The 21576-nt window shown below is 69.5% G+C and carries 23 protein-coding genes; 9 read left to right on the forward strand and 14 right to left on the reverse strand.

Translation table 11 applies throughout. The features are described from left to right. The first annotated feature begins 12 nt into the window (after positions 1–12). Entirely contained in the window at positions 13–1083 is a 1071-nt protein-coding gene (locus tag ACG00Y_RS15100) for a type II asparaginase (protein WP_394480627.1), read from the forward strand. Positions 1084–1147: 64 nt separating this feature from the next. Here ACG00Y_RS15100 and ACG00Y_RS15105 read toward each other — a convergent pair whose 3' ends face one another. Together ACG00Y_RS15105 and ACG00Y_RS15110 are read right to left on the reverse strand one after the other, a co-directional pair. Beyond that, positions 1148–2125 carry a recombination-associated protein RdgC gene (locus ACG00Y_RS15105; RefSeq protein WP_394480180.1) on the reverse strand — a complete coding sequence of 326 codons (978 nt, stop codon included), beginning with the start codon at positions 2123–2125 and terminating at the stop codon, positions 1148–1150. Positions 2126–2185: 60 nt separating this feature from the next. After that, positions 2186–2827: a DsbA family oxidoreductase gene (locus ACG00Y_RS15110; protein ID WP_394480182.1), complete on the reverse strand. Its 642-nt coding sequence runs from the start codon at positions 2825–2827 to the stop codon at positions 2186–2188. 125 nt (positions 2828–2952) lie between these two features. On the opposite strand from ACG00Y_RS15110, the gene yghU reads away from it, so the two are divergent. From yghU to ACG00Y_RS15135, 5 genes are all read left to right on the forward strand, one after another. Then, positions 2953–3834 (forward strand): glutathione-dependent disulfide-bond oxidoreductase, encoded by an 882-nt coding sequence (yghU, locus tag ACG00Y_RS15115; RefSeq protein ID WP_394480184.1) that lies wholly within the window; start codon positions 2953–2955, stop codon positions 3832–3834. 69 nt (positions 3835–3903) lie between these two features. Next, a complete protein-coding gene (locus ACG00Y_RS15120) occupies positions 3904–4128 on the forward strand; it encodes an addiction module protein (RefSeq protein WP_394480185.1) in 225 nt (74 codons plus the stop codon). Continuing rightward, the gene (locus ACG00Y_RS15125) at positions 4125–4418 is read left to right on the forward strand and encodes a type II toxin-antitoxin system RelE/ParE family toxin (protein WP_394480187.1); all 294 of its coding nucleotides are present in this window, start codon (positions 4125–4127) and stop codon (positions 4416–4418) included. Before ACG00Y_RS15120 ends, ACG00Y_RS15125 begins: the two co-directional genes overlap by 4 nt. 29 nt (positions 4419–4447) lie before the next feature. After that, positions 4448–5077: a glutathione S-transferase family protein gene (locus ACG00Y_RS15130; protein WP_394480189.1), complete on the forward strand. Its 630-nt coding sequence runs from the start codon at positions 4448–4450 to the stop codon at positions 5075–5077. Beyond that, positions 5074–5532: a GNAT family N-acetyltransferase gene (locus ACG00Y_RS15135; protein ID WP_394480191.1), complete on the forward strand. Its 459-nt coding sequence runs from the start codon at positions 5074–5076 to the stop codon at positions 5530–5532. Before ACG00Y_RS15130 ends, ACG00Y_RS15135 begins: the two co-directional genes overlap by 4 nt. Here the strand turns inward: ACG00Y_RS15135 and ACG00Y_RS15140 are convergent. The 7 genes from ACG00Y_RS15140 to ACG00Y_RS15170 all read right to left on the reverse strand — a co-directional run bounded on the left by ACG00Y_RS15140 (position 5504) and on the right by ACG00Y_RS15170 (position 12540). Further along, the gene (locus tag ACG00Y_RS15140; protein WP_394480192.1) at positions 5504–6397 is read right to left on the reverse strand and encodes a substrate-binding periplasmic protein; all 894 of its coding nucleotides are present in this window, start codon (positions 6395–6397) and stop codon (positions 5504–5506) included. The genes ACG00Y_RS15135 and ACG00Y_RS15140 overlap by 29 nt on opposite strands. Before the next feature lie 4 nt (positions 6398–6401). Then, entirely contained in the window at positions 6402–7379 is a 978-nt protein-coding gene (locus tag ACG00Y_RS15145; protein WP_394480194.1) for a succinylglutamate desuccinylase/aspartoacylase family protein, read from the reverse strand. Next, positions 7376–8212, reverse strand: a complete 837-nt coding sequence (locus tag ACG00Y_RS15150; RefSeq protein WP_394480195.1) for a PIG-L deacetylase family protein — start codon at positions 8210–8212, stop codon at positions 7376–7378. The genes ACG00Y_RS15145 and ACG00Y_RS15150 overlap by 4 nt, the downstream gene beginning before the upstream one ends. Before the next feature lie 9 nt (positions 8213–8221). Next, a complete protein-coding gene (locus ACG00Y_RS15155) occupies positions 8222–9103 on the reverse strand; it encodes a DMT family transporter (RefSeq protein ID WP_394480197.1) in 882 nt (293 codons plus the stop codon). A 114-nt stretch (positions 9104–9217) separates the two neighbouring features. After that, a complete protein-coding gene (locus ACG00Y_RS15160) occupies positions 9218–10366 on the reverse strand; it encodes an esterase-like activity of phytase family protein (RefSeq protein WP_394480199.1) in 1149 nt (382 codons plus the stop codon). An 11-nt stretch (positions 10367–10377) separates the two neighbouring features. After that, entirely contained in the window at positions 10378–11694 is a 1317-nt protein-coding gene (aptA, locus tag ACG00Y_RS15165) for an omega-aminotransferase AptA (protein WP_394480201.1), read from the reverse strand. 60 nt (positions 11695–11754) lie between these two features. Next, positions 11755–12540 (reverse strand): ferritin-like domain-containing protein, encoded by a 786-nt coding sequence (locus ACG00Y_RS15170; RefSeq protein ID WP_394480203.1) that lies wholly within the window; start codon positions 12538–12540, stop codon positions 11755–11757. A 42-nt stretch (positions 12541–12582) separates the two neighbouring features. Here ACG00Y_RS15170 and ACG00Y_RS15175 point away from each other — a divergent pair, with 42 nt between their 5' ends. The 3 genes from ACG00Y_RS15175 to ACG00Y_RS15185 all read left to right on the forward strand — a co-directional run bounded on the left by ACG00Y_RS15175 (position 12583) and on the right by ACG00Y_RS15185 (position 17732). Continuing rightward, positions 12583–13107 (forward strand): gamma carbonic anhydrase family protein, encoded by a 525-nt coding sequence (locus ACG00Y_RS15175; RefSeq protein ID WP_394480204.1) that lies wholly within the window; start codon positions 12583–12585, stop codon positions 13105–13107. Beyond that, a complete protein-coding gene (gene hslO, locus ACG00Y_RS15180) occupies positions 13104–14066 on the forward strand; it encodes an Hsp33 family molecular chaperone HslO (RefSeq protein WP_394480206.1) in 963 nt (320 codons plus the stop codon). Before ACG00Y_RS15175 ends, hslO begins: the two co-directional genes overlap by 4 nt. Before the next feature lie 129 nt (positions 14067–14195). Then, positions 14196–17732: a hypothetical protein gene (locus ACG00Y_RS15185; protein WP_394480208.1), complete on the forward strand. Its 3537-nt coding sequence runs from the start codon at positions 14196–14198 to the stop codon at positions 17730–17732. Here ACG00Y_RS15185 and ACG00Y_RS15190 read toward each other — a convergent pair whose 3' ends face one another. The 5 genes from ACG00Y_RS15190 to ACG00Y_RS15210 form a co-directional block, all read right to left on the reverse strand. Then, positions 17733–19175: a methyltransferase domain-containing protein gene (locus tag ACG00Y_RS15190; protein ID WP_394480210.1), complete on the reverse strand. Its 1443-nt coding sequence runs from the start codon at positions 19173–19175 to the stop codon at positions 17733–17735. Positions 19176–19193: 18 nt separating this feature from the next. Next, positions 19194–19928 (reverse strand): PEP-CTERM sorting domain-containing protein, encoded by a 735-nt coding sequence (locus tag ACG00Y_RS15195; RefSeq protein ID WP_394480211.1) that lies wholly within the window; start codon positions 19926–19928, stop codon positions 19194–19196. Between the two features lie 109 nt (positions 19929–20037). Beyond that, the gene (locus ACG00Y_RS15200) at positions 20038–20553 is read right to left on the reverse strand and encodes an AAA family ATPase (RefSeq protein ID WP_394480212.1); all 516 of its coding nucleotides are present in this window, start codon (positions 20551–20553) and stop codon (positions 20038–20040) included. Next, complete coding sequence (gene pnuC / locus ACG00Y_RS15205; protein WP_394480214.1) at positions 20550–21161, reverse strand: nicotinamide riboside transporter PnuC; 612 nt, start codon at positions 21159–21161, stop codon at positions 20550–20552. The genes ACG00Y_RS15200 and pnuC overlap by 4 nt, the downstream gene beginning before the upstream one ends. After that, a complete protein-coding gene (locus ACG00Y_RS15210) occupies positions 21161–21451 on the reverse strand; it encodes a septum formation initiator family protein (protein WP_394480216.1) in 291 nt (96 codons plus the stop codon). The genes pnuC and ACG00Y_RS15210 overlap by 1 nt, the downstream gene beginning before the upstream one ends. Positions 21452–21576: the final 125 nt, after the last annotated feature.

The following is a 21576-nucleotide window of genomic DNA, read 5'->3' on the forward strand; positions in this document are numbered from 1 at the left end:
CGCATGCAATCCATGACCCTCGGCCTGCGCGCCGCCTGCGCCGCACTGCTGGCAGCCAGCGCCTTCGCCGGCCTGCCGGCGCTGGCCCAGACCGCCAAACCCACCGTGGTGATCCTCGCCACCGGCGGCACCATCGCCGGTGCTGGCGCCTCGGCGCTGAACAGCGCCACCTACCAGGCGGCCAAGGTGCCGGTGGACAAGCTGATCGCCGGTGTGCCCGAACTGGCCAGCGTGGCCAACGTGCGCGGCGAGCAAGCCTTCCAGATCGCCTCCGAGAGCTTCACCAACGACAAGCTGGTGACCCTGGGCAAGCGCGTGTCCGCGCTGCTGAAGGACCCGGAAGTGGGCGGCGTCGTCGTCACCCACGGCACCGACACGCTGGAAGAGACCGCCTTCTTCCTGAACCTGGTGGTCAAGAGCGACAAGCCCATCGTGGTGGTCGGCTCGATGCGGCCGGGCAGCGCGATGTCGGCCGACGGCATGCTGAACCTGTACAACGCGGTGGTGGTGGCGGCTTCGCCCAGCGCCAAGGGCAAGGGCGTGCTGATCACCATGGCCGACGACATCCTCGCCGGCCGGGACGCAGCCAAGCGCGTGAACATCAAGACCAGCGCCTTCGGCAGCCAATGGGGAGCGCTGGGCATGGTGGTCGAGGGCAAGACCTTCTGGTTCCGCAGCCTGGCCAAGCGCCACACCGTGAACTCCGAGTTCAACATCGACACCATCGACGCGCTGCCGGAGGTGTCCATCGTCTACGGCTCGGGCAGCATGAACATGGCGCTGTACGACGCGGCGGCCTCGCCGGGCGTCAAGGCCATCATCAACGCCGGCACGGGCAATGGCTCGGTGCCCAACTACGCGGTGGACAAGCTCAAGTCCATCCGCGACAAAGGCGTGCTGGTCATCCGCTCCAGCCGCGTGGCCGACGGCATCGTGCTGCGCAACGCCGAACAGCCCGACGACAAGTACGACTGGGTGGTGGCCCACGACCTGAACCCCCAGAAGGCCAAGATCCTGGCCGCCGTGGCGCTGACCAAGCCGCAGACCACCGCTGAGCTGCAGCGGATCTTCTGGGAATATTGATCAGCGACGACGCCGAACAAGCCCCTCGCGCCCAGCGCATCCCTGCGTTGGGCGTGCTGGGCTGTCACCAGGGCGGCGACTCGCTGAGCGCTTCCTCGGGCACGTTGGCGGGCAGGGCGGCCGGCGCCGGTGCACCGCCTGCGGCGGCAAAGTCATGCTCGCCGCCCAGCCCTTCGATCAGCGCCGGGATCAAGCCGCCCAGCTCGCCAGTGGCCAGGGCCAGGTCGGCGTCGAACGCCTCGTCGCCGCTGGCCTCGGGCTTGCCCTCGAAGGCCAGGTCCAGGAAGCTGATCTTCTTGATCGCAAACCCCTCGGTCAGCGTGAAGGCCACGCGGTCCTTCCAGCTCAGCGCCAGGCGAGTGGGCATCTTGCCGCTGGTCAGATGGGCGCGCACCTCGTCGATGTCCAGCGGGTGGCGGGCGTAGCGCACGACGGGCTTCTCGTCGTCGCTGCCCTTCAGCTCGCACTCACGCTCGATCTGGAAGCCCTCGGGCGTCACGCCGTCCATGAGCCAGGCGGCCATGCAAGCGGCGGGGCTCTCGGCAGTCTGCACCAGCTGCAGGCTCAGGCCCGGGCTGGCCTGGATCAGCAGCGTGATGACTTCATCGGCGCGGCTGGTGGAGCCGGCGTCGACGAACAGCAATTGCTGGGCGGGCGCGATCCACACCTGCGTGGCCGAGGTCTTGGTGAAGGCGCGCGGCAGCAGCTCGTGCTGGGCCTGCTCCTTCAGGTCCTTCTTGGCCTTCTTGCCGGGCTTGCGGCCGGTGGTCTCTTCGATGCGCTCGGCCAGCTCGTCCACGCGCTCCTGCACGACGGAGGAGGGCAGCAGGCGCACCTCGCGCTTGAGCTTGATGAGCCAGTGGCCGTCGACCACTTCGACCAGTGGCGCGTGCTCGATGCCGCGTGGCGGCGCCCAGCCGACGGCCAGGGGCTGCGTGGGCGCGCAGGGCAGGAAGGTTTCCTTGGCAAGCTGCTCGGCGAGCAACTGGGCATCGGCCGTCCAGCCTTCGCCGATGCGGTAGGTGATCAGGTTCTTGAACATGGTCTCTGGAGAAACAGGAAGCCCGCCAGCGGCGGGCTTCGGAAATGGGTGGCGATTGTCTCAGGCCTCGTCGGCCACCTGCCGCAGCAGCTTCTCGAACACCTCCACCGACTGCCCGCCCTGGATCAGGTGGCGCTGGTCGACGATGATGGCCGGCACGGCGTGGATACCCTGGGCATGAACCCCGGCTTCGGCCTCCGCGACCTCGGCGGCATAGCGGTCGCCGGCCAGCAGCTCGCGCGCTTCGGTCTCGGGCAGGCCGGCGGCGGTGGCCAGTTCCAGCAGCACGGCGGGGTCGGACACGTTGCGGCCGTCGGTGAAATAGGCCTTCAGCAGCGCCACCTTGAGCGTGCGTTGCACCGCGCCGCCGAAGACTTCGTCGGCCCAGTGCAGCAGGCGGTGGCCGTCGCGCGTGTTGACGATGCGGCTGCGCGCCTCCATGCTGAAGGTGAAGCCCAGCTCGGCGCCGCGCTCGCGGATGGCCTGGCGCGCGCCGGCCAGCGAAGCCGGGCTGGCGCCGTATTTCTCGGCCAGATGTTCCTCGATGTCCTGCCCCTCGGGTCTCATGCCGGGGTTGAGCTCGAAGGGGTGGAAGTGCAGGTCCAGCACCAGCCCCGGGATGCGCGCCGCAGCGGCTTCGAGGGAATACAGGCCGATGGCGCACCAGGGGCAGACGATGTCGGAGATGAAGTCGATTCGCATGGCCGGCATTTTCGTGGGCCGGCGACGACCCTGCGGCTGAAGGGCTTGAAACAAGCGTGCCGGGATGCCCTTCGATTTGGGCCCCGGCGCGACGGGAGATCGGCTTTTGCGCTAGCGTTGCCGGCATGACCGACCCGACACCCGACTACACCCCGCCCCAGGTCTGGACCTGGAACAAGGCCAGCGGCGGCCAGTTCGCCAGCATCAACCGGCCCATCGCCGGGCCGACGCACGACAAGGCGCTGCCCGTTGGCCGCCACCCGCTGCAGCTCTACTCGCTGGGCACGCCCAACGGCATCAAGGTCACCGTCATGCTGGAGGAACTGCTGGCCCTCGGCCATGCGGGCGCCGAGTACGACGCCTGGCTGATCCGCATCAATGAGGGCGATCAATTCGGCAGCGGCTTCGTCGCGGCCAACCCCAACTCCAAGATCCCGGCGCTGGTGGACCGCAGCGGTGCTGAACCCGTGCGGGTGTTCGAGTCCGGTGCCATCCTCATCTACCTGGCCGAGAAGTTCGGCGGCGCCTTTCTGCCGGCCGGCGGCACCGAGCGCGCGGAAGTCCTGAGCTGGCTGTTCTGGCAGATGGGCAGCGCGCCCTTCCTGGGCGGCGGCTTCGGCCACTTCTATGCCTATGCGCCCACCAAGCAGGAGTACCCCATCGACCGCTACGCGATGGAGGTCAAGCGCCAGATGGACGTGCTGGACCGGCTGCTGGCCGAGCGCCGTTTCGTGGCGGGCGAGCAGTACACGGTGGCCGACATGGCCATCTGGCCCTGGTATGGCGCGCTGGCCAAGGGCCAGCTCTACGGCGCGGGCGAGTTCCTGTCGGTGCACGAGTACCGCCACGTCATCCGCTGGGCCGACGAGATCGCCCAGCGGCCGGCCGTGCAGCGCGGCCGCAAGGTCAATCGCACCTGGGGCGAGCCCAGCAGCCAACTGCATGAGCGACATGAGGCGAGCGACTTTGATCTGAGGACGCAGGACAAGCTGATGACCGCGCCATGACTGTGCAAGCAGCGCAGGCCGGTCTGGCCCTGTGGCATGCTTGTCGGCAGAAGCGAGACGAGGTGTGCGATGACGAAGCCGATAGACGTTCTTGAAGCCGAAGCGTTGAGCCTTTCGCCGGCAGAGCGCTCTCGGCTGGTTGATCGGTTGCTGGCCAGCCTTGGGCATGACCCGGCCTGGGAGCAAGCCTGGTCCGAGGAGGCAGACCGCCGTGAAGCGCGGATCGCCGACGGTCAGGCGCAGTGGGTTGATGGGGCGGAGGCTGTCGCACGCGTGCGAGCCGCGCTGAAGTGAGCTATGTCCTCTCGCCGGAAGCTGAAGGCGAGTTATCTGACGCGGCTTCCTTCTGCCGAACGCATTTCGGCCCCGTCGCCGCCGAAAGCTTCCTTGCCACGTTTGAATCCAAGGTGCGCCTGATCGCCGACTTCCCAGGCGTAGGGACGGCGACTTCAAAAGGCCGCCGCCTCTATCCCATCGGGCGATATCCATTCTCCATCCTGTACAGAACCGAAGCCGGCGTTGTTCGCATCAGCGCCATCGCGCACCACGGCCGCAGGCCTGCGTACTGGCAAGGCCGGCCATAGCGACTTCGGTGCTGCAACTCTGCAACACTATGATCACCCTCTACGACTGCGCCACCGCCCCCAGCCCGCGCCGCGCCCGCATCCTGCTGGCCGAGAAGGGCGTGGCTCACGAGACCGTGCAGGTGGACCTGCGCAGCGGTGAGCAGCTCGGCGAAGCGTATCGGCGCATCAACCCGCAATGCACGGTGCCAGCGCTGGTCACCGATGAGGGCGCCGTGCTGACCGACAACTGGGCCATCGCCGCCTATGTCGAAGCGCGCTACCCCGAACCGCCCTTGCTGGGACGCACGCCGCTGGACAAGGCCGAGATCGCGGGCTGGCAATGGCGCGTCGAGTTCGAGGGGCTGATGGCCGTCGCCGAGGCCTTGCGCAACAGCAGCCCGGGCATGGTCAACCGGGCGCTGCCGGGGCCGGTGGACCATGCGCAGATCCCGGCGCTGGCCGAGCGCGGCGTCGCGCGGGCGCGGCAGTTCTTCGCGGCGCTGGACGCGCATCTGGCGGGGCGCGACTTCATTGCGGCGGGCCAGTTCAGCATTGCCGACATCACGGCCGTCGTTGTCGTGGACTTTGCGCGGGCCATCCGCCTCAAGCCCGTCGACGAGCACGCCGAGCTGCGCCGCTGGCGCGGGGCGATGCAGGCGCGCGGGACGATGGCATGAACGCCGGACAACCGCTGTCGCTGACGACCCACGACGACCCGCCGCCCGAACCTTGCCGGGTCGTCGACGCCGGTCTCGGCGAGGCCAACGACAAGGCCGCGCCGCTCGACGAAGTCCTGCCGCTGGCCACGTTCGCCCACCTGCCTTCGGGTGAGGTGGTCGGCGGCGCCATCGGCCGCACCTGGGGGGCTTGCTGCGAGCTGCAGCAGCTCTGGGTGCATGACGGGTATCGGCGGCGCGGCCTGGGCCGGCAGTTGCTGCAGGCCTTCGAGGCGCGCGCCGAGGCGCGTGGCTGCCAGACCATCTATCTCGAAACCTTCAGCTTCCAGGCACCTGCCTTCTACCGGGCGCTGGGCTATGACGTGGCGCTGGAACTGGCGGGGTTTGCGCCCGGCATCGTCAAGTACACGATGGTGCGCCGCGCTCTCAGCGTCTCGCCGCCTTCTCCAGCCTGACGACCGCGTCCAGCAGATACGGCCGGTCGCGCTCGAAGAAGCTCGGGTCGATGTTGGTGTTGGGCAGGTGCAGGAAGCGGACCTTCTTGTTCTTCAGCAGCTTCAGGCTGTCGCCGAAGTAGCGCTGGAAGAGCCGGTCGAGCTGGCCGTTGGCATAAGCCTTCTTCAACCCGTAGGCCAGCCGCTCGGCCAGGCGGGGCTGGTCCTTGGCAACGAAGAAGTACATGGGCATGTAGGTGAAGACGGCAAAGTCGTCGACGACGGTCAAGCCTGGGTGGGCCTCGCTTTGCGCGCGCAACTCCGGCTCGACCTCGTAGACGCTGCGCATCAGCAGCTGGAAGCGGCCCGAGTGCAGCATCGGGATCAGTGTCGGGTGGGCGCCGCCGTAGACGACCTTGAAGCGGTGGTCCCCCAGGATCTTGGCGGTGGACCAGCCGGGGCCTTGGCCGATGCTCAGCGCGCGCAGGTCGTTGACCGTGCGGATGGACGCATACAGCGGCTGCTCGCTTTGGCGCCCGAGGAAGAAGCGGAAGCTGGCCAGGCCGCGCATGATGGGCACGCGCACGGGCAGCGCGCCGTCCAGCCACTCCTGCGTCGGCATGGCCGTGGCGACCGACAGGCCACCGCCCTTGGCCAGCTCCAGCAGCTGGCGGCGGATGACGGTTTCCTCGCGCTGCTGGACGACGCTGTAGGGGCCGTATTTGTCGCGGGACAGCGCCAGCGCCAGCTCCAGCAGCCGGTCCGCGTAGATGCGGTGCGGCGACTCGCGCTCCATATGGGGGATGGTGACGACCTGCGGTTGTGGCGGCGCCGCTGCGGCTGGCAGCAGGGCCAGCAGCATCAGCAGCGCCAACAACCGTCTCATGGGCTCACAGCTTCCGGTCGCTGGGCCGCGCCAGATAGAACCATTCCGTCCCTGGCAGCGACTTCACGTTCGGGAACACGATGCGCCCCTCGCTGGGCGCCAGCACGGCCTCGCCGCTGGCGCGGGTGCCGATCTGCTGGCCGTGGGCAATGGCGTCGAAGCTGGCCCATTCGCGCGCGAAGCTGTCGCCCATGTCCTCGCGGTCGATGACGTCGTAGAGCTGCAGCAGCTCCGGCGGTTGCGCGGGCCGGTGCGGCTCGACGGCGCGCTCGTCCAGCATGCCCAGGAACACAAGCGCGCGCAGGATGGCCAGGCGCGCGACCTCGGGGCCGTTGGCGTCCAGGTGTTGGCCGCATTCCAGCGTGATGGCCCAGCCGCCGGTGGAGCGCATGTATTCGGTGGTGCCGACGCCGTAGTGCGGGTCGGAGATCAGCGACGCGCGCCGCGAGCCGTCGTGGCTGCGTTGCTGGCGGCGCTGCAGGCCCAGCGCGTAGGTGGACAGCCAGCCTTCGACGATGCGCGTCACGCCCAGCGCCGCTGCCAGGCCCGACTCGGTCGCCTCCTGCGCGAAGGGCTCCAGCTCGCCGCTGTTGTTGCGCGGGCCGATCATCGCGAAGGCGGGGCCCTGGCCCTGAAAGCTGTGCAGGTCCAGGATGCCGTCGTGCTGCGCGATCAACGGGCACAGCACGCGCGCGATGCGGTCCTCGAAGTCCTGCGCGATGACCGGGGGGCGCAGGTTGCGGTTGAGGTTGCGGTCGCCCTCGCGGCGGTTCAGCCGGTGGGCCAGGGGGTTGACGATGGGTACGAAGGTCAGCGTGCCGCGCTTGAGCGTCAGCTCGCCGGCGTCGAGCTGGCGGGCGATCTCCGTCATCGCCTTCGTGCCGTGGATCTCGTTGCCGTGGACGGCACCCGTGATGAGCACGCGTGGGCCGGGCTGCAGGCCGGCGAACTGGTGGATGCGGATATGCGTGGGCTGGGTCATGGCTGGAGCAGGGCGGAGGACGACAAGGTCCGGTCAGCAGGAAAGACGCGGCGCGGCAGCTCGGCCACGGGCTGGCCGGCGCGGTAGGCGACGAGGCGGTAGAGGGTGGCGAAGGCGAAGTCCGGCGGCGCCTCGCCGGCGCCCAGCACCAGCTCGCCGCCGCGGCGCACGGCGTCGGCCAGGAAGGCGGGCAGGCGCAGGTGATACGGGTTGCGGGCGATCTCGCCCGCGTGGCGCTCTAGCGCGGCGATCAGGCGCGCCGTGTCGGCGATATTGGTTTCGACCAGCGTGTTGGGCGCGGCTTGGGTGGACCAGAACTCGGTGAAGGCCAGCACCGTGTCCAGCCGCGCTTGCGCCACCGCTTCGACGACGAGGCGGTAGACGCCACGGTGGCTGGGGTTGTCGTCCAGCGCGTGCGGGGCGAGGACCAGGGCAGGGCGGTGCTCGGCGAGGATGGCGGCGAGCGCGTCGACCTGCGCGGGCTGGATCGCGTCGGCACGCACGTCGGACAGGCCCTCGGCGCCAACGCGGATGCAGCCGAAGCCCAGCACCGCACAGGCGTCCTGCAGCTCGGCCCAGCGTGGCTCGCGGCGTTCGGGGTTGCTGCCCAGCGTGACGGCGACATTGCTGACGCGCCAGCCGGCCTCCTGCTGCAGCCGCAGCGGCATCGCGCCGACGATGCATTCGTCGTCGGGATGGGGGGCGAAGATCAGGCAGTGGCCCGGTGCGACCTCGGGCGCGGGCGGCGCCTGGCGGTCGGGTGGAGCGCCCAGCAGGGCGGCGAAACGGGTCAGGTGCTCGCGCCAGCGCGCGAGGTCGGCTTCCAGGGGCATGCCGTGATGCTAACGAACCCGCGCAGGCCAGGTCGCCAGCACCACACCGAGCAACGCCAGGCCGTAGGCCAGGGCTTGCTGGGCCGACAGCGCCTCGCCCAGCGCCAGGCCCACCAGCGCCGTGCTGATGGGCAGGAAGACCATGAACACGCCCGCCTTCGCCGCCGGCAGCCCTTGCAGGCCTGCCATCCATAGCCAGACCGTGATGACGCTGGCCGTGGCGGAGTAGTAGGCCAGCAGCCCCCAGTCCATGGCGCGCGGCGCACTGAAGTCGAAGCTCAGGCCCTGCCAGATGGCCAGCGGCGTCACCAGCGCCAGGCCCCACAGGTTGATGAGCGCGCTGATGCGCTTCGGGCCCAGCCCGGCCGTAAGCTGCTTGCCGATGACGACGTAGCAGGCCTCGCAGAACACGGCGGCGATCAGCAGCAGGGCGCCGACCATCGTGGTCTCCGCGCCGCCTTGCTTGCCGGTGGCCACGAGCGCGATGCCGCCCACCGCGCAGGCGATGCCGGCCAGCGTGCGGCCGTTCAGCCGCTCACGCAGCACCGCCCAGCTCAGCAGCGCCACCGCCGCCGGGATGCCGGCCAGGATGACGCCGGCCACGACGGCCGAACTCTGCCGCAGGCCGTACAGCATGCAGATGGAGAACAGGAAGTTGCCGAGGAAGGATTCGAGGAACAGCAGCCGGCGGGAGCGCGCGTCCAGCGGCGGCTCATTGGCCGGCTTCTTCAGCCATGGCAGCATCAACACGGCCGCGAAACCGAAGCGCAGGCCGGCCAGCAGGAAGACGGGGAAGGCCGCGACCAGCAGCTTGGACAGGCCGACATAGCTGCCCACCAGGCTGGTGCTGGCGGCCAGCAGCGCGTAGGCGCGCCAGGGAACCGCGAGCATCAGGCCGTAGGGCGGGTCGCGACCCGCCGTTTGGTTGCGCCTTCCAACATCGCGCAAAAGGTTGCCGCCAGCAAACGGCGGGTCATGACCCGCCCTACGAGGCTGGCCTTCATCTCAATCGATGCTCAGAGCAATGAACTGCGTGAACTGCGCTGCGTTGAAGTTGTTGTCCGAAACAAGGATCAACGTCCGCTTGCCGTCCACCATGGGGCCGAACGTGATGCCTTCGATGTTGTCCAGCGCCAGCGCGCTGCCGTCGTCGTTGGTCAGCGTGGACAGGTCCAGCAGCAGGCTGCGCTTGACCGGCACCACGTCACGGCCCTTGATGCTGGGCCAGCCGGACACGTCGGTCGCGCCGCGCGTGTCGATGCGGAACAGCTTGATGGTGGTGCTGGTGGGCTTGCCCGTCAGCGCCGCGCGGCCGGGTGTGGCGGCGCCTACGGCGTAGGCGCGCTCGATGACGATGAACTCGGTGGCCGACAGCGCGAGCATGTCGGGCACGCCGTTGGTGGCGAAGTCGCCTTCGCGGGCCGGCGGGAAGGGCAGGGGCGCGACGTCGTAGACGTACTCGGCGCCGGCCTTGCCGGTGTCGAGGTCGAAGGACAGCATGCGCGCCCTGCTGCCCTGGCCTTGCGCCGCGGGCAGGCTGTCCTGCGCCAGGCCGTTCTCCACCATGGTCCACAGCGTGCGGCCGTCGGGCGTGAGGGCGACGCTCTCGAAGGCGAGGTTGTTGTGCGGTCCGGTGTCGCCCGCCGCCAGGCCGCCGGCGCTGCCGGTGGGTCGGTAGTGGGCGGGCAGCGTGAAGTCGCCGGCCGGCGTGCCGTCGGGGTGCATGCGGTGCAGCGTCGGCGGCTCGGTGATGGCGGAGCTGCGCTGACCCTCGTCGGCCCAGTAGATGAGCTGGCGTTGCGCGTCCAGGCGCAGGCTCTCGGGGTCGATGCGGTTGCGGCCGAAGGGCTGGCCGTTCTTGTCCCGCAGCGTCGTCATGTCCACCCAGGTCACGCCGGCGTGGCCGGGGTCGGCGCTGCGGCGGAACTGGCTCAGGTCCAGCGCCAGCTCGTAGAAGCGCGCCGGCCCGCGGTCGCTGCGGTCATCGCAGATGGCCAGGTAGCGGCCGGTGGCGGGCACATAGTCGATGCTGGACAGGCCACCGGCCGGCAGGCTGCGGAAGGTCGCGCTGGTCGGCACGATCTGCTGGCCGAGGTAGCTGAGGTGCTGCGCGTGTGCAGACCCTGCCAGGAGCAGGGCGAGTAGCCATTTCATGGGGAAAGTTCTTATGCGGCACGGCGAAGGGCCGCCCTGAGGGTGTCGATGATGCGTTCGATGTGACCGCTCTCGATGATGAGAGGCGGCGACAGCGCGATGGTGTCGCCCGTCGTGCGGATCAAGAGCCCCTTGTCCCAGCAGTCCAGGAAGATGTTGAAGGCGCGCTTGGCCGGCTCGCCGGGCAGGGGCTTGAGTTCGATGCCGCCGACCAGGCCGATGTTGCGCACGTCAATGACGTTGGGCTCGTCGCGCAACGAGTGCAGCGCGGCAGCGAACTCGGCCTGCATTGTCGCCGCGCGGGTCAGCAGGCCGTCGTCGGCGTAGGTGTCCAGCGTCGCGATGCCGGCCGCGCAGGCCAGCGGGTGGGCGGAGTAGGTGTAGCCGTGGAAGAACTCGATCAGGTGCTCGGGCCCGGTCATGAAGGCGTCGTGGATCTTCTGCTGCGCGAACACCGCGCCCATGGGCACGCAGCCGTTGGTGATGCCCTTGGCCACCGTCATCAGGTCCGGCGTGACGCCGAAGGTCTGGGCGCCGAACGGGTTGCCGGTGCGGCCGAAGCCGGTGATGACCTCGTCGAAGATCAGCAGGATGCCGTGCCTGTCGCAGATCTCGCGCAGGCGCTGCAGGTAGCCGGCCGGCGGGATCAGCACGCCGGTGGAGCCCGCGACGGGCTCGACGATGACGGCGGCGATGGTGGACGCATCGTGCAGCGCGATCAGGCGCTCCAGGTCGTCGGCGAATTCCGCGCCGTGCTCGGGGACGCCGACCGAGAAGGCGTTGCGCGCCGGGTCGTGTGTGTGGCGGATGTGGTCGACGCCCGCCAGCAGGGTGCCGAACATCTTGCGGTTGGCCACCATGCCGCCGACCGAGATGCCGCCGAAGTTGACGCCGTGATAGCCGCGCTCGCGGCCGATGAGCCGGGTGCGGGCGCCTTCGCCACGCACGCGGTGGTAGGCGAGGGCCATCTTCAGCGCGGTGTCGACCGCCTCGGAACCCGAGTTGGTGAAGAACACGCGGTTCATGCCCGTGGGCGCGATCTGCGCCAGTCGCTCGGCCAGCTCGAAGGCCTTGGGATGGGCCATCTGGAAGGGCGGCGCAAAGTCCAGCTCGGCGGCCTGTTCCTGAATGGCCTTGACGATCCTGGGCCTGTTGTGACCGGCGTTGACGCACCACAGGCCCGCGATGCCGTCGAGCACCTCGCGGCCCTTGTCGTCCCGGAAGAACATGCCGTCGGCGCTGGTCAGCAGACGCGGCGCCTGCTTGAACTGCCGGTTGGCAGTGAAGGGCATCCAGTAGGCATCAAGCTTGGGAAGGTCGGCGCTCATGGGGGGCTCCTCGCGGGGAGCGCCAGTCTAAAGTGAATCTGACAGGGTCGTCAGAATCGATCAGCCCGCCTGTTGCAGCGCCGCCAGTTCCGCCTCGTCGAAGCCGGCCGCGCGGCGGGCTTCGAGGTTGAAGGGCGCACGCAGCTTGGGTGCCTGGTAGCGCGTTGCCAGCTCTGCGTAGGTGGCAATGGGCTCCAGCCCGCGCAGCTCGCAAAGGAAGCGGTACCAGCGGTTGCCAGCCAGCACATGGCCGATCTCGTCGTGCAGGATGACGTCGAGGATCTCGCCGGCGCGTTTGTCACCCGCGCCGACGAGCTTGGCGCGCACGGCCGGCGATGCGTCCAGCCCACGCGCCTCCAGCGTGCGCGGCACCAGCGCAATGCGGGCCAGCAGGTCGTGCTTGGTGCGCTCGGCCATCTCCCACAGCGCGTTGTGGGCGTCGAAGTCGCCGTAGTCGAAGCCCAGGCCCAGCAGGTGCTCGCGCAGCAGCGTGAAGTGCTTGGCCTCTTCCTGTGCGATGCGCAGCCAGTCGCGGTAGAAGGCCGCGGGCATGCCGGGGAAGCGCCAGCAGATGTCCAGCGCGAGGTCGATGGCATTCAACTCGATGTGGGCAATGGCATGCACCAGCGCAGCGACGCCGGCGGGCGTGCGCATCGATGGGGGCTTCAGCTTGATGTGCTCGACGAGGCGAGGGCGCTCGGGGCGGCCGGGGATACCACCGGGGTCGGCGATGGCGGCATGGACGTCGACCGGCAGGCTCGCGTCGAGTGCCAGCGTGGCGGCGGCCTTGGCGGGCGCATCGGCAATCAGAAGAGGGGCTAGCGTGGCCAGGCGGAGGTCGGACATCGGGCAGGATTTTAGAATCCCATCCTTTTGCGAAAGACCGCGATGGCCGTCTACCAGCTCGACGAGCACATCCCCGACGTGGCGGACACGGCCTTTGTGGCCGACAGCGCCGAAGTCATTGGCCGCGTGACGCTCGGCGAGAACGTCAGCGTGTGGTTCAACGCCGTGCTGCGCGGTGACAGCGACACGCTGACGATCGGCGCTGGCAGCAACATCCAGGACGGCTCGGTGCTGCATGCGGACCATGGCTTTCCGCTCGTCATCGGTGAGAACGTGACCGTGGGGCACAAGGTGATGCTGCATGGCTGCACGGTCGGTGACGAAAGCCTCATCGGCATCGGCGCGGTGGTCTTGAATGGCGCCCGCATCGGCCGCAACTGCGTCGTCGGTGCCGGGGCGCTGGTGACCGAGGGCAAGGAATTCCCCGACGGCAGCCTCATCGTCGGCGCGCCGGCCAAGGTCGTGCGCGCGCTGACCGAGGCGCAGATCGCCGGCCTCAAGGCCAGCGCCGCCCATTACGTGAACAACGGCCGCCGCTATGCGGCCGGACTGAAAAGAATCCGATGAGTGAACTCCACAAATTCCTGTTCGACGGCCTGCCGGTGCGCGGCATGCTGGTGCGGCTGACCGACGCCTGGCGTGAGGTGCTGAGCCGCCGCGAGCCCGGCCAGGAGTACCCGCCCGAGCTGCGCGACATGCTGGGCCAGATGAGCGCGGCGGCCGTGCTGATGCAGGCCAACATCAAGTTCAATGGCGCGCTGGTGCTGCAGGTGTTTGGCGACGGCCCGGTCAAGCTGGCCGTGGCCGAGGCGCAGCCCGACCTGACGTTCCGCGCCACGGCCAAGTGCGTCGGCACGGTGGAGCCGGGCGCGACGCTGGAGGCCATGGTCAACGTGCATGGCAACGGCCGCTGCGCGATCACGCTGGACCCCAAGGACAAGTTCCCCGGCCAGCAGCCCTACCAGGGCGTGGTGCCGCTGCACGGTGACCAACGCGAGCCGCTGCAGAAGATGAGCGAGGTGCTGGAGCACTACATGCTGCAGTCCGAGCAACTGGACACCAAGCTCGTGCTGGCCGCGAATGGCGACATCGCTGCGGGCCTGCTGATCCAGCGCCTGCCCATCCAGGGCGAGGGCAACCTCGAGAACAAGCGCAACGAGGATGACATCGGCCTGTCCGAAGGCTTCAACCGCATCTCCATCCTGGCCGCCACGCTGACCGCCGAGGAGTTGTTGACGCTGGACGCCGACACCATCCTGCGCCGCCTGTTCTGGGAAGAGACCGTCACGCGCTATGAGCCGCAGGCACCGCGTTTCGCCTGCACCTGCTCGCGCGAGCGCGTCGGCCAGATGCTGCGCGGCCTGGGCCGCGAGGAGGCCGACGAGGTGTTGGCCGAGCGCGGCGACATCGAGATCAGCTGCGACTTCTGCGGTCAGCACTACCGCTTCGATGCGGTGGACGTGGGCCTGCTGTTCACGCAGGCGGGGCACCAGCCCGAAGGCGGCGGGGCCGCGACGCTCCAGTAGCCCGCGTTCAGCGTTTCAGCAACGCCCCTCATGCCGTCTGAGGACGCGCGCCACCGTAGTGATTGACGCCAGCACCCCAAGCTGACACTTTGCCGGGTGGCCCGTTTTCGCATGGGCCAGGAGCGGGCGATGGCAGATGCCAGAAGCGGCTTGAGCGGTTTTCCGTGGGCGAGTGCGGCGGTGCTGGTGGCGTTTGTCGCCAGCACGCAGCTGGTGCCCCATGCCTTCGAGCCGCTGCGCCCGGCCGAGAAGCCGCGCGCGCAGGCGCCGCTGGACCCGGAGCTGGAAGTCAACGCGCGGCTGTGGGAAGACCCCTTCGCCGCGCTGCGCCGCTACGAGACCGAGCGCGCGGACCGCTGCGAGCGCTTTCGCAAGCAGGCCTCGCGCGAGATCGACGTCGACTGCCTGGACCGTGTGGCCGAGGCGCGCGACCCGCGCAACATGCTGGCCAAGCTGGACCGCGACCAGGACCAGCGCCTGGACGACACCCTGGTTGTGCTGGGCTTGTTGCCGGGCGCGGACTTCGTCGGCGCCGAGGAAGCCCGCCGTCGCGTGCGCTATGCCGCGCTGGCCGGCCTGCTGGCCATGGACTACGTGCCCGACAACGCCGAGCGCCTGAGCCTGCTGGAGTTCGACCTGCTGGAGCCGCCGCCGGCCCAGCCGGCCAAGGCCGCCAGCGGACCTGCAAGCGCAGCCAGCGCCGCCAGCCAGCCGGCCAAGGCGCGCGCGCCCTTCGTTGTGCCCTACGAGCTGCTGTCCCAACGCACCAGCCACCGGGACAAGCCGGGCCGTGCCGGCAGCGCCCGCTATGCGCAAGTGGTGATGCTGTGGGTGGACGAGAACTCTCTGCCCACGCGCAAGCTCGACGCGCTGGTTCGCCTAACGCAGCAGTTGATCGGTGAGCGGGCGCGGGGCCTTGCGAACTTCAAGTTCAAGGAGGGCGGCCAGCCCAGCCTGGCCGTCATCGGCCCGTCGTCCACCGACGCGCTGCGCCTGGCGCTGGCCGATCTGCGCTGTGCGGCCGACCGCAGCACGGCCGCCGGCGCCTCGGCCTCGGTGGCCGCCCAGCGCTGCGCCATGCCGGGCATGCAGAACAACCCCGGGCTGCCGACCGACGTGCAGGAGGGCTACCGGCTGCTGTCCCGCGCCGAGTTCTACAACTCGGCCTCGACGGCGCCCAACCGCATGCTGGCCGAGCTGAACAAGCAGGACCTGGACGCCTTCGTCACCGAACAGTTCGGCCGCATCACGGGCGAGAACCGCTCGGTGGTGCTGCAGCGCACGGTGGGCAACGACGGCGAGCTGATCCGCAAGCTGGACGCCGAGATCCGCCTGCGCCTGTCGCCGGAGAGCCGGCGCCGCGTCGTCGTCGTCGCCGAGCGGGACTCGCTGTACGCGCAGTCGCTGGTGGCCGAGCTGAAGCACCGGCTGGGGCAGGGCAGCCAGGACCGGCTGCAGCTGGAGGTGGTGTATTTCTTCCGCGGGCTGGACGGCGTGACCACGCGCGAGACCACCGCTGCACAGGCCGCCGCCAAGACCACGCAGATGCTGGAATGGCCCGAGAGCCGCGACCAGCTTGACTACCTGCGCCGTCTGGGTGCCGACCTCAAACGCAGCGAGACCAACCGCGAGCTGCCGCCCATCGGCGCCATCGGCATCTTCGCCAACGACGTGCACGACAAGCTGCTGGTGCTGCAGGCCCTGCACGAGGACTTCTCCGACAAGATGTTCTTCACGACGGACATGGACGCGCGCTACCTGCACCCGCGCACCCAAGCCTTCACGCGCAACCTCGTCGTCGCCAGCAGCCTGCCGCTGGCCTTCTACCCGCCGCCGCAGACGGAGAAGACCGGCCCCGAGCCCGTCAACCTGCAGGCTGGTACACCGCCGTTGCGCGACATCTACCAGACCAGCACCTACGCGGCCGCGCGCCGCGCCGGCTGCCGCAGCGACGACTGCAAGCAGCGCGAGCGCGCCGCGCTGGATCAGGCGCTGCTGAACCCCTCGCTCTACGAAGTGGGCCGCAGCAATGCCGTGCCCCTGGCCGGTTATGCACTGGATGCGCGGCCGGCGCTCAACAACGCGGGCCGCATCCTTGTGGCCGTGCTGATGATCGTCATCACCGGCACGATGCTGCTCATCTGGCCGTCCACGCCGGCCATCAAGCAGGCGCGGCGCGTCTTTCTGCGCGAGCCGACACGCAACAACCAGCCGCAGATGGACATGACCTCCATCGTGCTGGTGGCCTTGCACGCGGGGCTGTTCTCCTACGTGCTGGCCAGCCTCATCGAGTTCGTGCTGCCCAGCCGGATGGACTTCATCCACGCGTTGCTGCTGGCCAGCCTGGCCGGCTTCGGCGCGCTGCTGGCCGTGCTGCCGGCGCTGCTGTCGGCGCGGCGCGAGCAACCGCCGCCGCCCCACCAGGCGGCCGGCGTGGACCGGCTGCATCTCGTCGTGCTGCTGATGATGGCCGCCGTGTGGCTGTGGCTGGCCTGGCCATCCGTCGGCTGGCGCGGCACGGCCTTGTGCAGCACCTGCGAGCCGGTGGCCTGGCTGGAGGGCGTCAGCGCCTGGCCTTCGCACCTCATCCACCTGCTGGCGCTGTTCGCCATCTTCTGGACACTGGACTGGGCCTGGGCCTGTTCGCTGCAGCAGCTGCGCGACGACTCCGACTGGCTCAAGTTGCCGCCGCCCGTGGCGCCGCCCATAGTGCGCAGCAGTCTGCGCGAGCTGGCCGAAGGCTGGTTCGAGCGGGTCAGCGTGCTGTTCTGGAAACCGGGCGTCGGCTTCAGCTGCAGCTTCGAGCAGCTCTGGAAGGAGTACGCCGAGCGCGGCGCGGCCCGCCCGCGCGCCGCCCGCGTGCTGGTGTGGTTCGTGCTGACGCTGGCCCTCGTCGGGCTGATGTTCCTGGGCCTGTCCGAGGGCCAGATCCCCGAGGTGCCGGTGCGCGGCGACGAGCACCGCCAGATCGTCAAGGCCACGCTGTACGTCATCCTGCTGATGCTGCCGCTGCTCATCGTCGCGGTGGGCGACGCCATCGTGCTGCTGGTGCGCTTCGTGCAGCACATGAACGCCGGGCGCAGCTACTACCCCCAGGCCACGATCGACATGTTCGCCCGCTCGCTGGGTGACGAGCACCATGAGCTGTGGGCCCGGCGCTTCAAGGCCAGGCCCGAGGAGCGCCACGAGGCCGGCGAGTTCGACTCGCACACGCTGCTGGACGACTGGATCGACGTGCAGGTCGTGGCCCGCCGCAGCGCGCCGGTGGCGCGGCTCGTCATCGGGCCCTTCGTCGTGCTGGCGCTGCTGGTGGTGGCGCGCAGCCGGCTGTTCGACAACTGGGCGATGACGCCGGCGATCGCGGTCGGCGTCAGCGTCTACGTGGCGGCGCTGATCGGGCTGACCGTGCTGCTCAAGCAGGCCGCCGAGAACACGCGCCGGCGCGCGCTGGAGTCCATGCAGGCCGACCAGCGCTGGCTGGCCGGCAGCGGCAAGCCGCGGGCCGACCTGGTCGAGCCTTTCAAGCGCCTGATCGCCCAGGTCGAGAACAACCAGCGCGGCGCGTTCGCGTCATTCTTTGACCAGCCACTGCTGAAGGCCATGCTGGTGCCGCTGGGCGGGGCGGGCGGCACGCAGCTGTTTGACCATCTGCTGCTCGGGCGCTGATCAGCCGGTCAGCAGGCTGCCCTGGCGCCACAGCACATCGAGCAGCTGTTGCGAGCGCTCGCCGCCGAGCCGCTGCGCCTCGGCGCATGCCAGCAGTTCGTCACGCAGCAGGCTGCCGTCCAGCCTGCGCAAAAAAGCGACCTCGGCGGCAGGCAGCGGCATGGGCTGGTGGTGGCCGCTGACAAGCATCGCGCGTTCGGCCAGCAGCAGGCGGTTGAAGGCATGCAGCGCAGGGCGCTTGGGCGGCTGCGCGGTGTCGGTCGTCTGGCTCAGCGAGACGAGCTTGCGTGCAAACAGGCCGAACAGGGTCGCGCCCACGCGCGGCCAGGCGTCGTCGGCGGCAGCCAGCCACTCGCCCATCGGTCGCCGCAAGCCCTGCCCCGCCGATGCGGCGCGCAGCAGTGTGGCAACGTCGGCATCGGCCACAGCGATGTCTTCGCCGCGTGGATGGTGAAACCCGGCCGCGTCGGCCAACGGCTGCAGCAGGCTGCCCAGGCTCAGCTCGCGCACCGCGGCCGGCGTGAAGGCGGCAGTCACCGCGTCTTCGGCGCGGACGAGCAGCGCCGTCCTGAGCGTGCGGTGCGTCAGGTAGTCGGCGAACTGGTCGCGCGCCAGCGGGTCGTCACTCCATGCCGCGACGCGCGCGGCCATGTCGGGCGGCAGCAGATGCTCTGCGCCGCCGGGCGTGTCGGCGTCTGCCAGGTGGGCGAGGCCGTGCTCGGCGGCCCAGTCGACGAACTGCAGCAGGTAGCAGGGGTCGTAGTCGCTGCCCAGTTCGTCGTGAAACAGCAGCGCGTCCGACTTGCCGAGCAGCTCCTGCGCCTGCTGACGCCAGGCCTGGATGGACGAATGGTGTCGGGCGCCCATCGCGCCGGCTTCGGCCAGCGTCGTCAGGGCCGCACGGGCCGTGGCGAGCCGCTCCTGGGGCAGGCCGTCGCCTGACTGCAGCGTCATCAGGTCGCGCAGGCCCTCGTTGAGCTTGCAGCCCGGGTAGGTCAGGAAGCAGATGCAGGCGACGCCGCCGGGTGCCAGGCAGGCGGCGACGATCTCGAAGATGCGCGCCTTCAGCGCATCCGGAACCCACGAGAACAGGCCCCAGACGATGATGCGGTCGAAGCGCTCGCCGGGCCAGTTGAAGTCGGCCAGGTCGGCCTGCAGCAATTCGATGTTGGTGAGCCCGGCGCGTGCGGCGCGCTGGCGGCCCTCGGAGATTCGCTCGGGGACGAGGTCCATGCCGATGCAGTGACTGCTCGGATGGCGGGCCGCGATGGCGCTGAGGTTCAGACCGGCACCACAGCCCAGTTCCAGGATGCGGCAACCATCGGCGCTGACGGCCGGGATGCCGTAGAGGCGCGCAATCGTGCCGCTGAGGCCGGGGTCGGTGAGCGGGCTGACGAAGTCTTCGTAGGGAACGCGTTGGTAGCGTTCGCGCAGGTCGTGCATGGCGGGTCGCCCGCCCGCTCAGGCGCGTCGACGCTGTGCCAGCAGTGCGATGCCGGCGATTGCCGTCAGCAGCAGCGTGCCCGGCTCGGGCAGGGGCATGTCAGCGCCCGCGCCCGCTTGGATCGCGGCGCCGGCGTTGTCGTACGCGTAGTCGACCAGGCGCGAGTCGTCGAAGTCGGTGCCCAGCGTGAAGCGGCCCCAGCCGTAGTGCGTGGCGCCGCTGTCAACGAATGCGAAGCCGAAGAAGGCGGTCTCACCGTAAGACCAGTCACCCCGGGTGTCCGTTGAAGTGGCGCCGCCCTTGCCGCTGGCGGTGATGAGTTGGTAATAAAAGGGCTGCGGGGGCGTCGTCTGGGGATCGGCGTAGCTGCCGCCCGTGCCGATGAGGTCACCGGCCGCCAGCTTCTCGAGCGATGTGCCGTCTGCGCCGACAAGCCCGGCCAGCGTGCCGGTGCCGCTGAGGTGGGCACCGAACTGTTCACCTCTCGGGGTTGGCCTGCAGCCGGGGCCCTTGCCATCCGAGACGCCGCCACTTGAGCCGTAGAAGCCGATGGACAGGAGGTTCCCGCCGGGCAGATCAACGTTAATCGTCCGGCAGCCCGCAGCGGCTTCCAGGTTCACCAGGCCGCTGTAGACGATGTCGGCCGCGGCCGGGCTCACGGTCAGCACCGTGGCCGCCGCGCCCACCAGCATGTCGCGCGACACGGCCCGGGCGCGGAAACGGTTGGTCTTGCTAGCGGACTGGTGCGGCATGTATTTGTTCCCTGAAGGTGAGCGGTGATTCTCGTTGGCGGCGGCTCGTGTTCAGGCGTGCGGCCCCTTTGATCAGGGGGGGCAGCGCGCAGTCAGCTTGATGGTGGCGTCAGCTGCGCGGCAGAGGCGCTAGCGCGGCCAGCGCCAGGTCAAGCCGCTCCGGCCAGTCGCCTTGGATGTCGCTCCAGGCGAGGCCGACCTGTGCCAAGGCCTTGCGCAGCCGCGCGTCGAAGGCCTGCCGCACAGCCGGGCCGTCACGCTGGATGCCGTCTGCCTGCCAGGGCAGGTCGGGTGCGCACAGCAGCGTCAGGTCGCAGCGGCGCTGGAAGGCCAGTGCGTCGGCCAGCAGCGAGTCGTCGTCGAAGTAGTGCTGGCTGCACAGCGCCGTGATGAGGGGCGTGGTGTCGCAGAACACCAGCTCGTGCTGGCGTGAGGCCGCGTCAATGCGCGCGGCCTGCTCGGCGGCGATGTGGGCCTGCTCGTGTTGCAGCGGCGTGCGGCCGTGGGTGTCGCACCACTCGCGCAGGTACTCGGGGACGAGGCCAGCGTTGAATCGCGCTGCCAGCGCCTCTGCCAGCGTGGACTTGCCGGTGCACTCGGCACCCAGCAGCGCGACAAGCTTCAAGCCCGCCTCCACGCCCGCCAGCCCATCACGCTCATCGGGATGAAGCCGGCGTACAGGATGACCGTCAGCCAATACCCCTTGAGCCCGAACAGCACGACGCTGGCCAGGTTGACGACGATCCAGGTCGGCCAGTTCTCCACGTACTTGCGCGCCAGCAGCCACTGGCCCAGCAGGCTGACGACGGTGGGGAAGGCGTCCCAGTAGGGCAGCGGCGAGTCGGTGGCGCGGTCCAGGAACAAGCCCAGCAGCGGCCAGGCGGCCAGCGTCAGCAGCGCCGGCTTCAACAGGCCTTGCATGCCCAGGCGGCGCACCTTGAGCGCCTCGCCATCGCGCGTGCGGCCAAAGCGCCATTGCCACCAGCCCCAGACGGCCAGCACGGCGAAGACGATCTGCAGCCCGGCCTCGCCATAGAGCTTGCCGTCCCAGAACAGCGCGAAATACATCAGCGAGCTGAGCAGCGCCAGCGGCCAGGCCAGCAGGTTCACCCGCATATTGCAGATGACCATCCACACGGCCAGCACGAAAGCGACCAGCTCCAGCCAGGAGATGGGGCTGCCAAATGCGGAGAAGGCCGGCGCAAGCAGCGCGGCCCAGAGGCTGGCGAGCATCAGCGCCTGACGGCCGAGGCCGGCGCGGCGAGGGGAACGAAGATCTCGTCCGACTTGATCATGCCCAGCTCGAAGCGGGCTTTTTCTTCCACCATCTCCAGGCCTTCGCGCAGATCACGCAGTTCGGCCTGCAACTGGGCATTGCGGGCGCGGGCCGCGTCGTTGTCGGCCCGCGCCTGCGCCACCTCCTCCCGGAGGTGAGCGACATACGGAAGGCTGCCCCGGCCCACCCAGAGTTGGGCCTGGATGGCGATCACGAAGACCGCCAGGACCAGGGCAAGAACTTTCATCGTGCCCCTCGTCCAAGGACTACCTTGGCCGGTCCCCCGAGGGGACGGCGATGCTTGCGGCATTGAGCCGCAAGCACATCGCCAAGGCGGGCCGGCTTGGGAGCGGCCCGGCGCTCGGCCCGCAT

Source organism: Pelomonas parva (assembly GCF_043555835.1).
Classification (GTDB): Bacteria; Pseudomonadota; Gammaproteobacteria; order Burkholderiales; family Burkholderiaceae_C; genus Pelomonas; species Pelomonas parva.

Excerpts from the sequence above, each read along its gene's own strand:
- ACG00Y_RS15100 (WP_394480627.1), top strand. The coding sequence starts at position 13 with ATGACCCTCGGCCTGCGCGCCGCCTGCGCCGCACTGCTGGCAGCCAGC.
- ACG00Y_RS15105 (WP_394480180.1), bottom strand. The coding sequence starts at position 2,125 with ATGTTCAAGAACCTGATCACCTACCGCATCGGCGAAGGCTGGACGGCC.
- ACG00Y_RS15110 (WP_394480182.1), bottom strand. The coding sequence starts at position 2,827 with ATGCGAATCGACTTCATCTCCGACATCGTCTGCCCCTGGTGCGCCATC.
- yghU (WP_394480184.1), top strand. The coding sequence starts at position 2,953 with ATGACCGACCCGACACCCGACTACACCCCGCCCCAGGTCTGGACCTGG.
- ACG00Y_RS15120 (WP_394480185.1), top strand. The coding sequence starts at position 3,904 with ATGACGAAGCCGATAGACGTTCTTGAAGCCGAAGCGTTGAGCCTTTCG.
- ACG00Y_RS15130 (WP_394480189.1), top strand. The coding sequence starts at position 4,448 with ATGATCACCCTCTACGACTGCGCCACCGCCCCCAGCCCGCGCCGCGCC.
- ACG00Y_RS15135 (WP_394480191.1), top strand. The coding sequence starts at position 5,074 with ATGAACGCCGGACAACCGCTGTCGCTGACGACCCACGACGACCCGCCG.
- ACG00Y_RS15140 (WP_394480192.1), bottom strand. The coding sequence starts at position 6,397 with ATGAGACGGTTGTTGGCGCTGCTGATGCTGCTGGCCCTGCTGCCAGCC.
- ACG00Y_RS15145 (WP_394480194.1), bottom strand. The coding sequence starts at position 7,379 with ATGACCCAGCCCACGCATATCCGCATCCACCAGTTCGCCGGCCTGCAG.
- ACG00Y_RS15150 (WP_394480195.1), bottom strand. The coding sequence starts at position 8,212 with ATGCCCCTGGAAGCCGACCTCGCGCGCTGGCGCGAGCACCTGACCCGT.
- ACG00Y_RS15155 (WP_394480197.1), bottom strand. The coding sequence starts at position 9,103 with ATGCTCGCGGTTCCCTGGCGCGCCTACGCGCTGCTGGCCGCCAGCACC.
- ACG00Y_RS15160 (WP_394480199.1), bottom strand. The coding sequence starts at position 10,366 with ATGAAATGGCTACTCGCCCTGCTCCTGGCAGGGTCTGCACACGCGCAG.
- aptA (WP_394480201.1), bottom strand. The coding sequence starts at position 11,694 with ATGAGCGCCGACCTTCCCAAGCTTGATGCCTACTGGATGCCCTTCACT.
- ACG00Y_RS15170 (WP_394480203.1), bottom strand. The coding sequence starts at position 12,540 with ATGTCCGACCTCCGCCTGGCCACGCTAGCCCCTCTTCTGATTGCCGAT.
- ACG00Y_RS15175 (WP_394480204.1), top strand. The coding sequence starts at position 12,583 with ATGGCCGTCTACCAGCTCGACGAGCACATCCCCGACGTGGCGGACACG.
- hslO (WP_394480206.1), top strand. The coding sequence starts at position 13,104 with ATGAGTGAACTCCACAAATTCCTGTTCGACGGCCTGCCGGTGCGCGGC.
- ACG00Y_RS15185 (WP_394480208.1), top strand. The coding sequence starts at position 14,196 with ATGGCAGATGCCAGAAGCGGCTTGAGCGGTTTTCCGTGGGCGAGTGCG.
- ACG00Y_RS15190 (WP_394480210.1), bottom strand. The coding sequence starts at position 19,175 with ATGCACGACCTGCGCGAACGCTACCAACGCGTTCCCTACGAAGACTTC.
- ACG00Y_RS15195 (WP_394480211.1), bottom strand. The coding sequence starts at position 19,928 with ATGCCGCACCAGTCCGCTAGCAAGACCAACCGTTTCCGCGCCCGGGCC.
- pnuC (WP_394480214.1), bottom strand. The coding sequence starts at position 21,161 with ATGCTCGCCAGCCTCTGGGCCGCGCTGCTTGCGCCGGCCTTCTCCGCA.
- ACG00Y_RS15210 (WP_394480216.1), bottom strand. The coding sequence starts at position 21,451 with ATGAAAGTTCTTGCCCTGGTCCTGGCGGTCTTCGTGATCGCCATCCAG.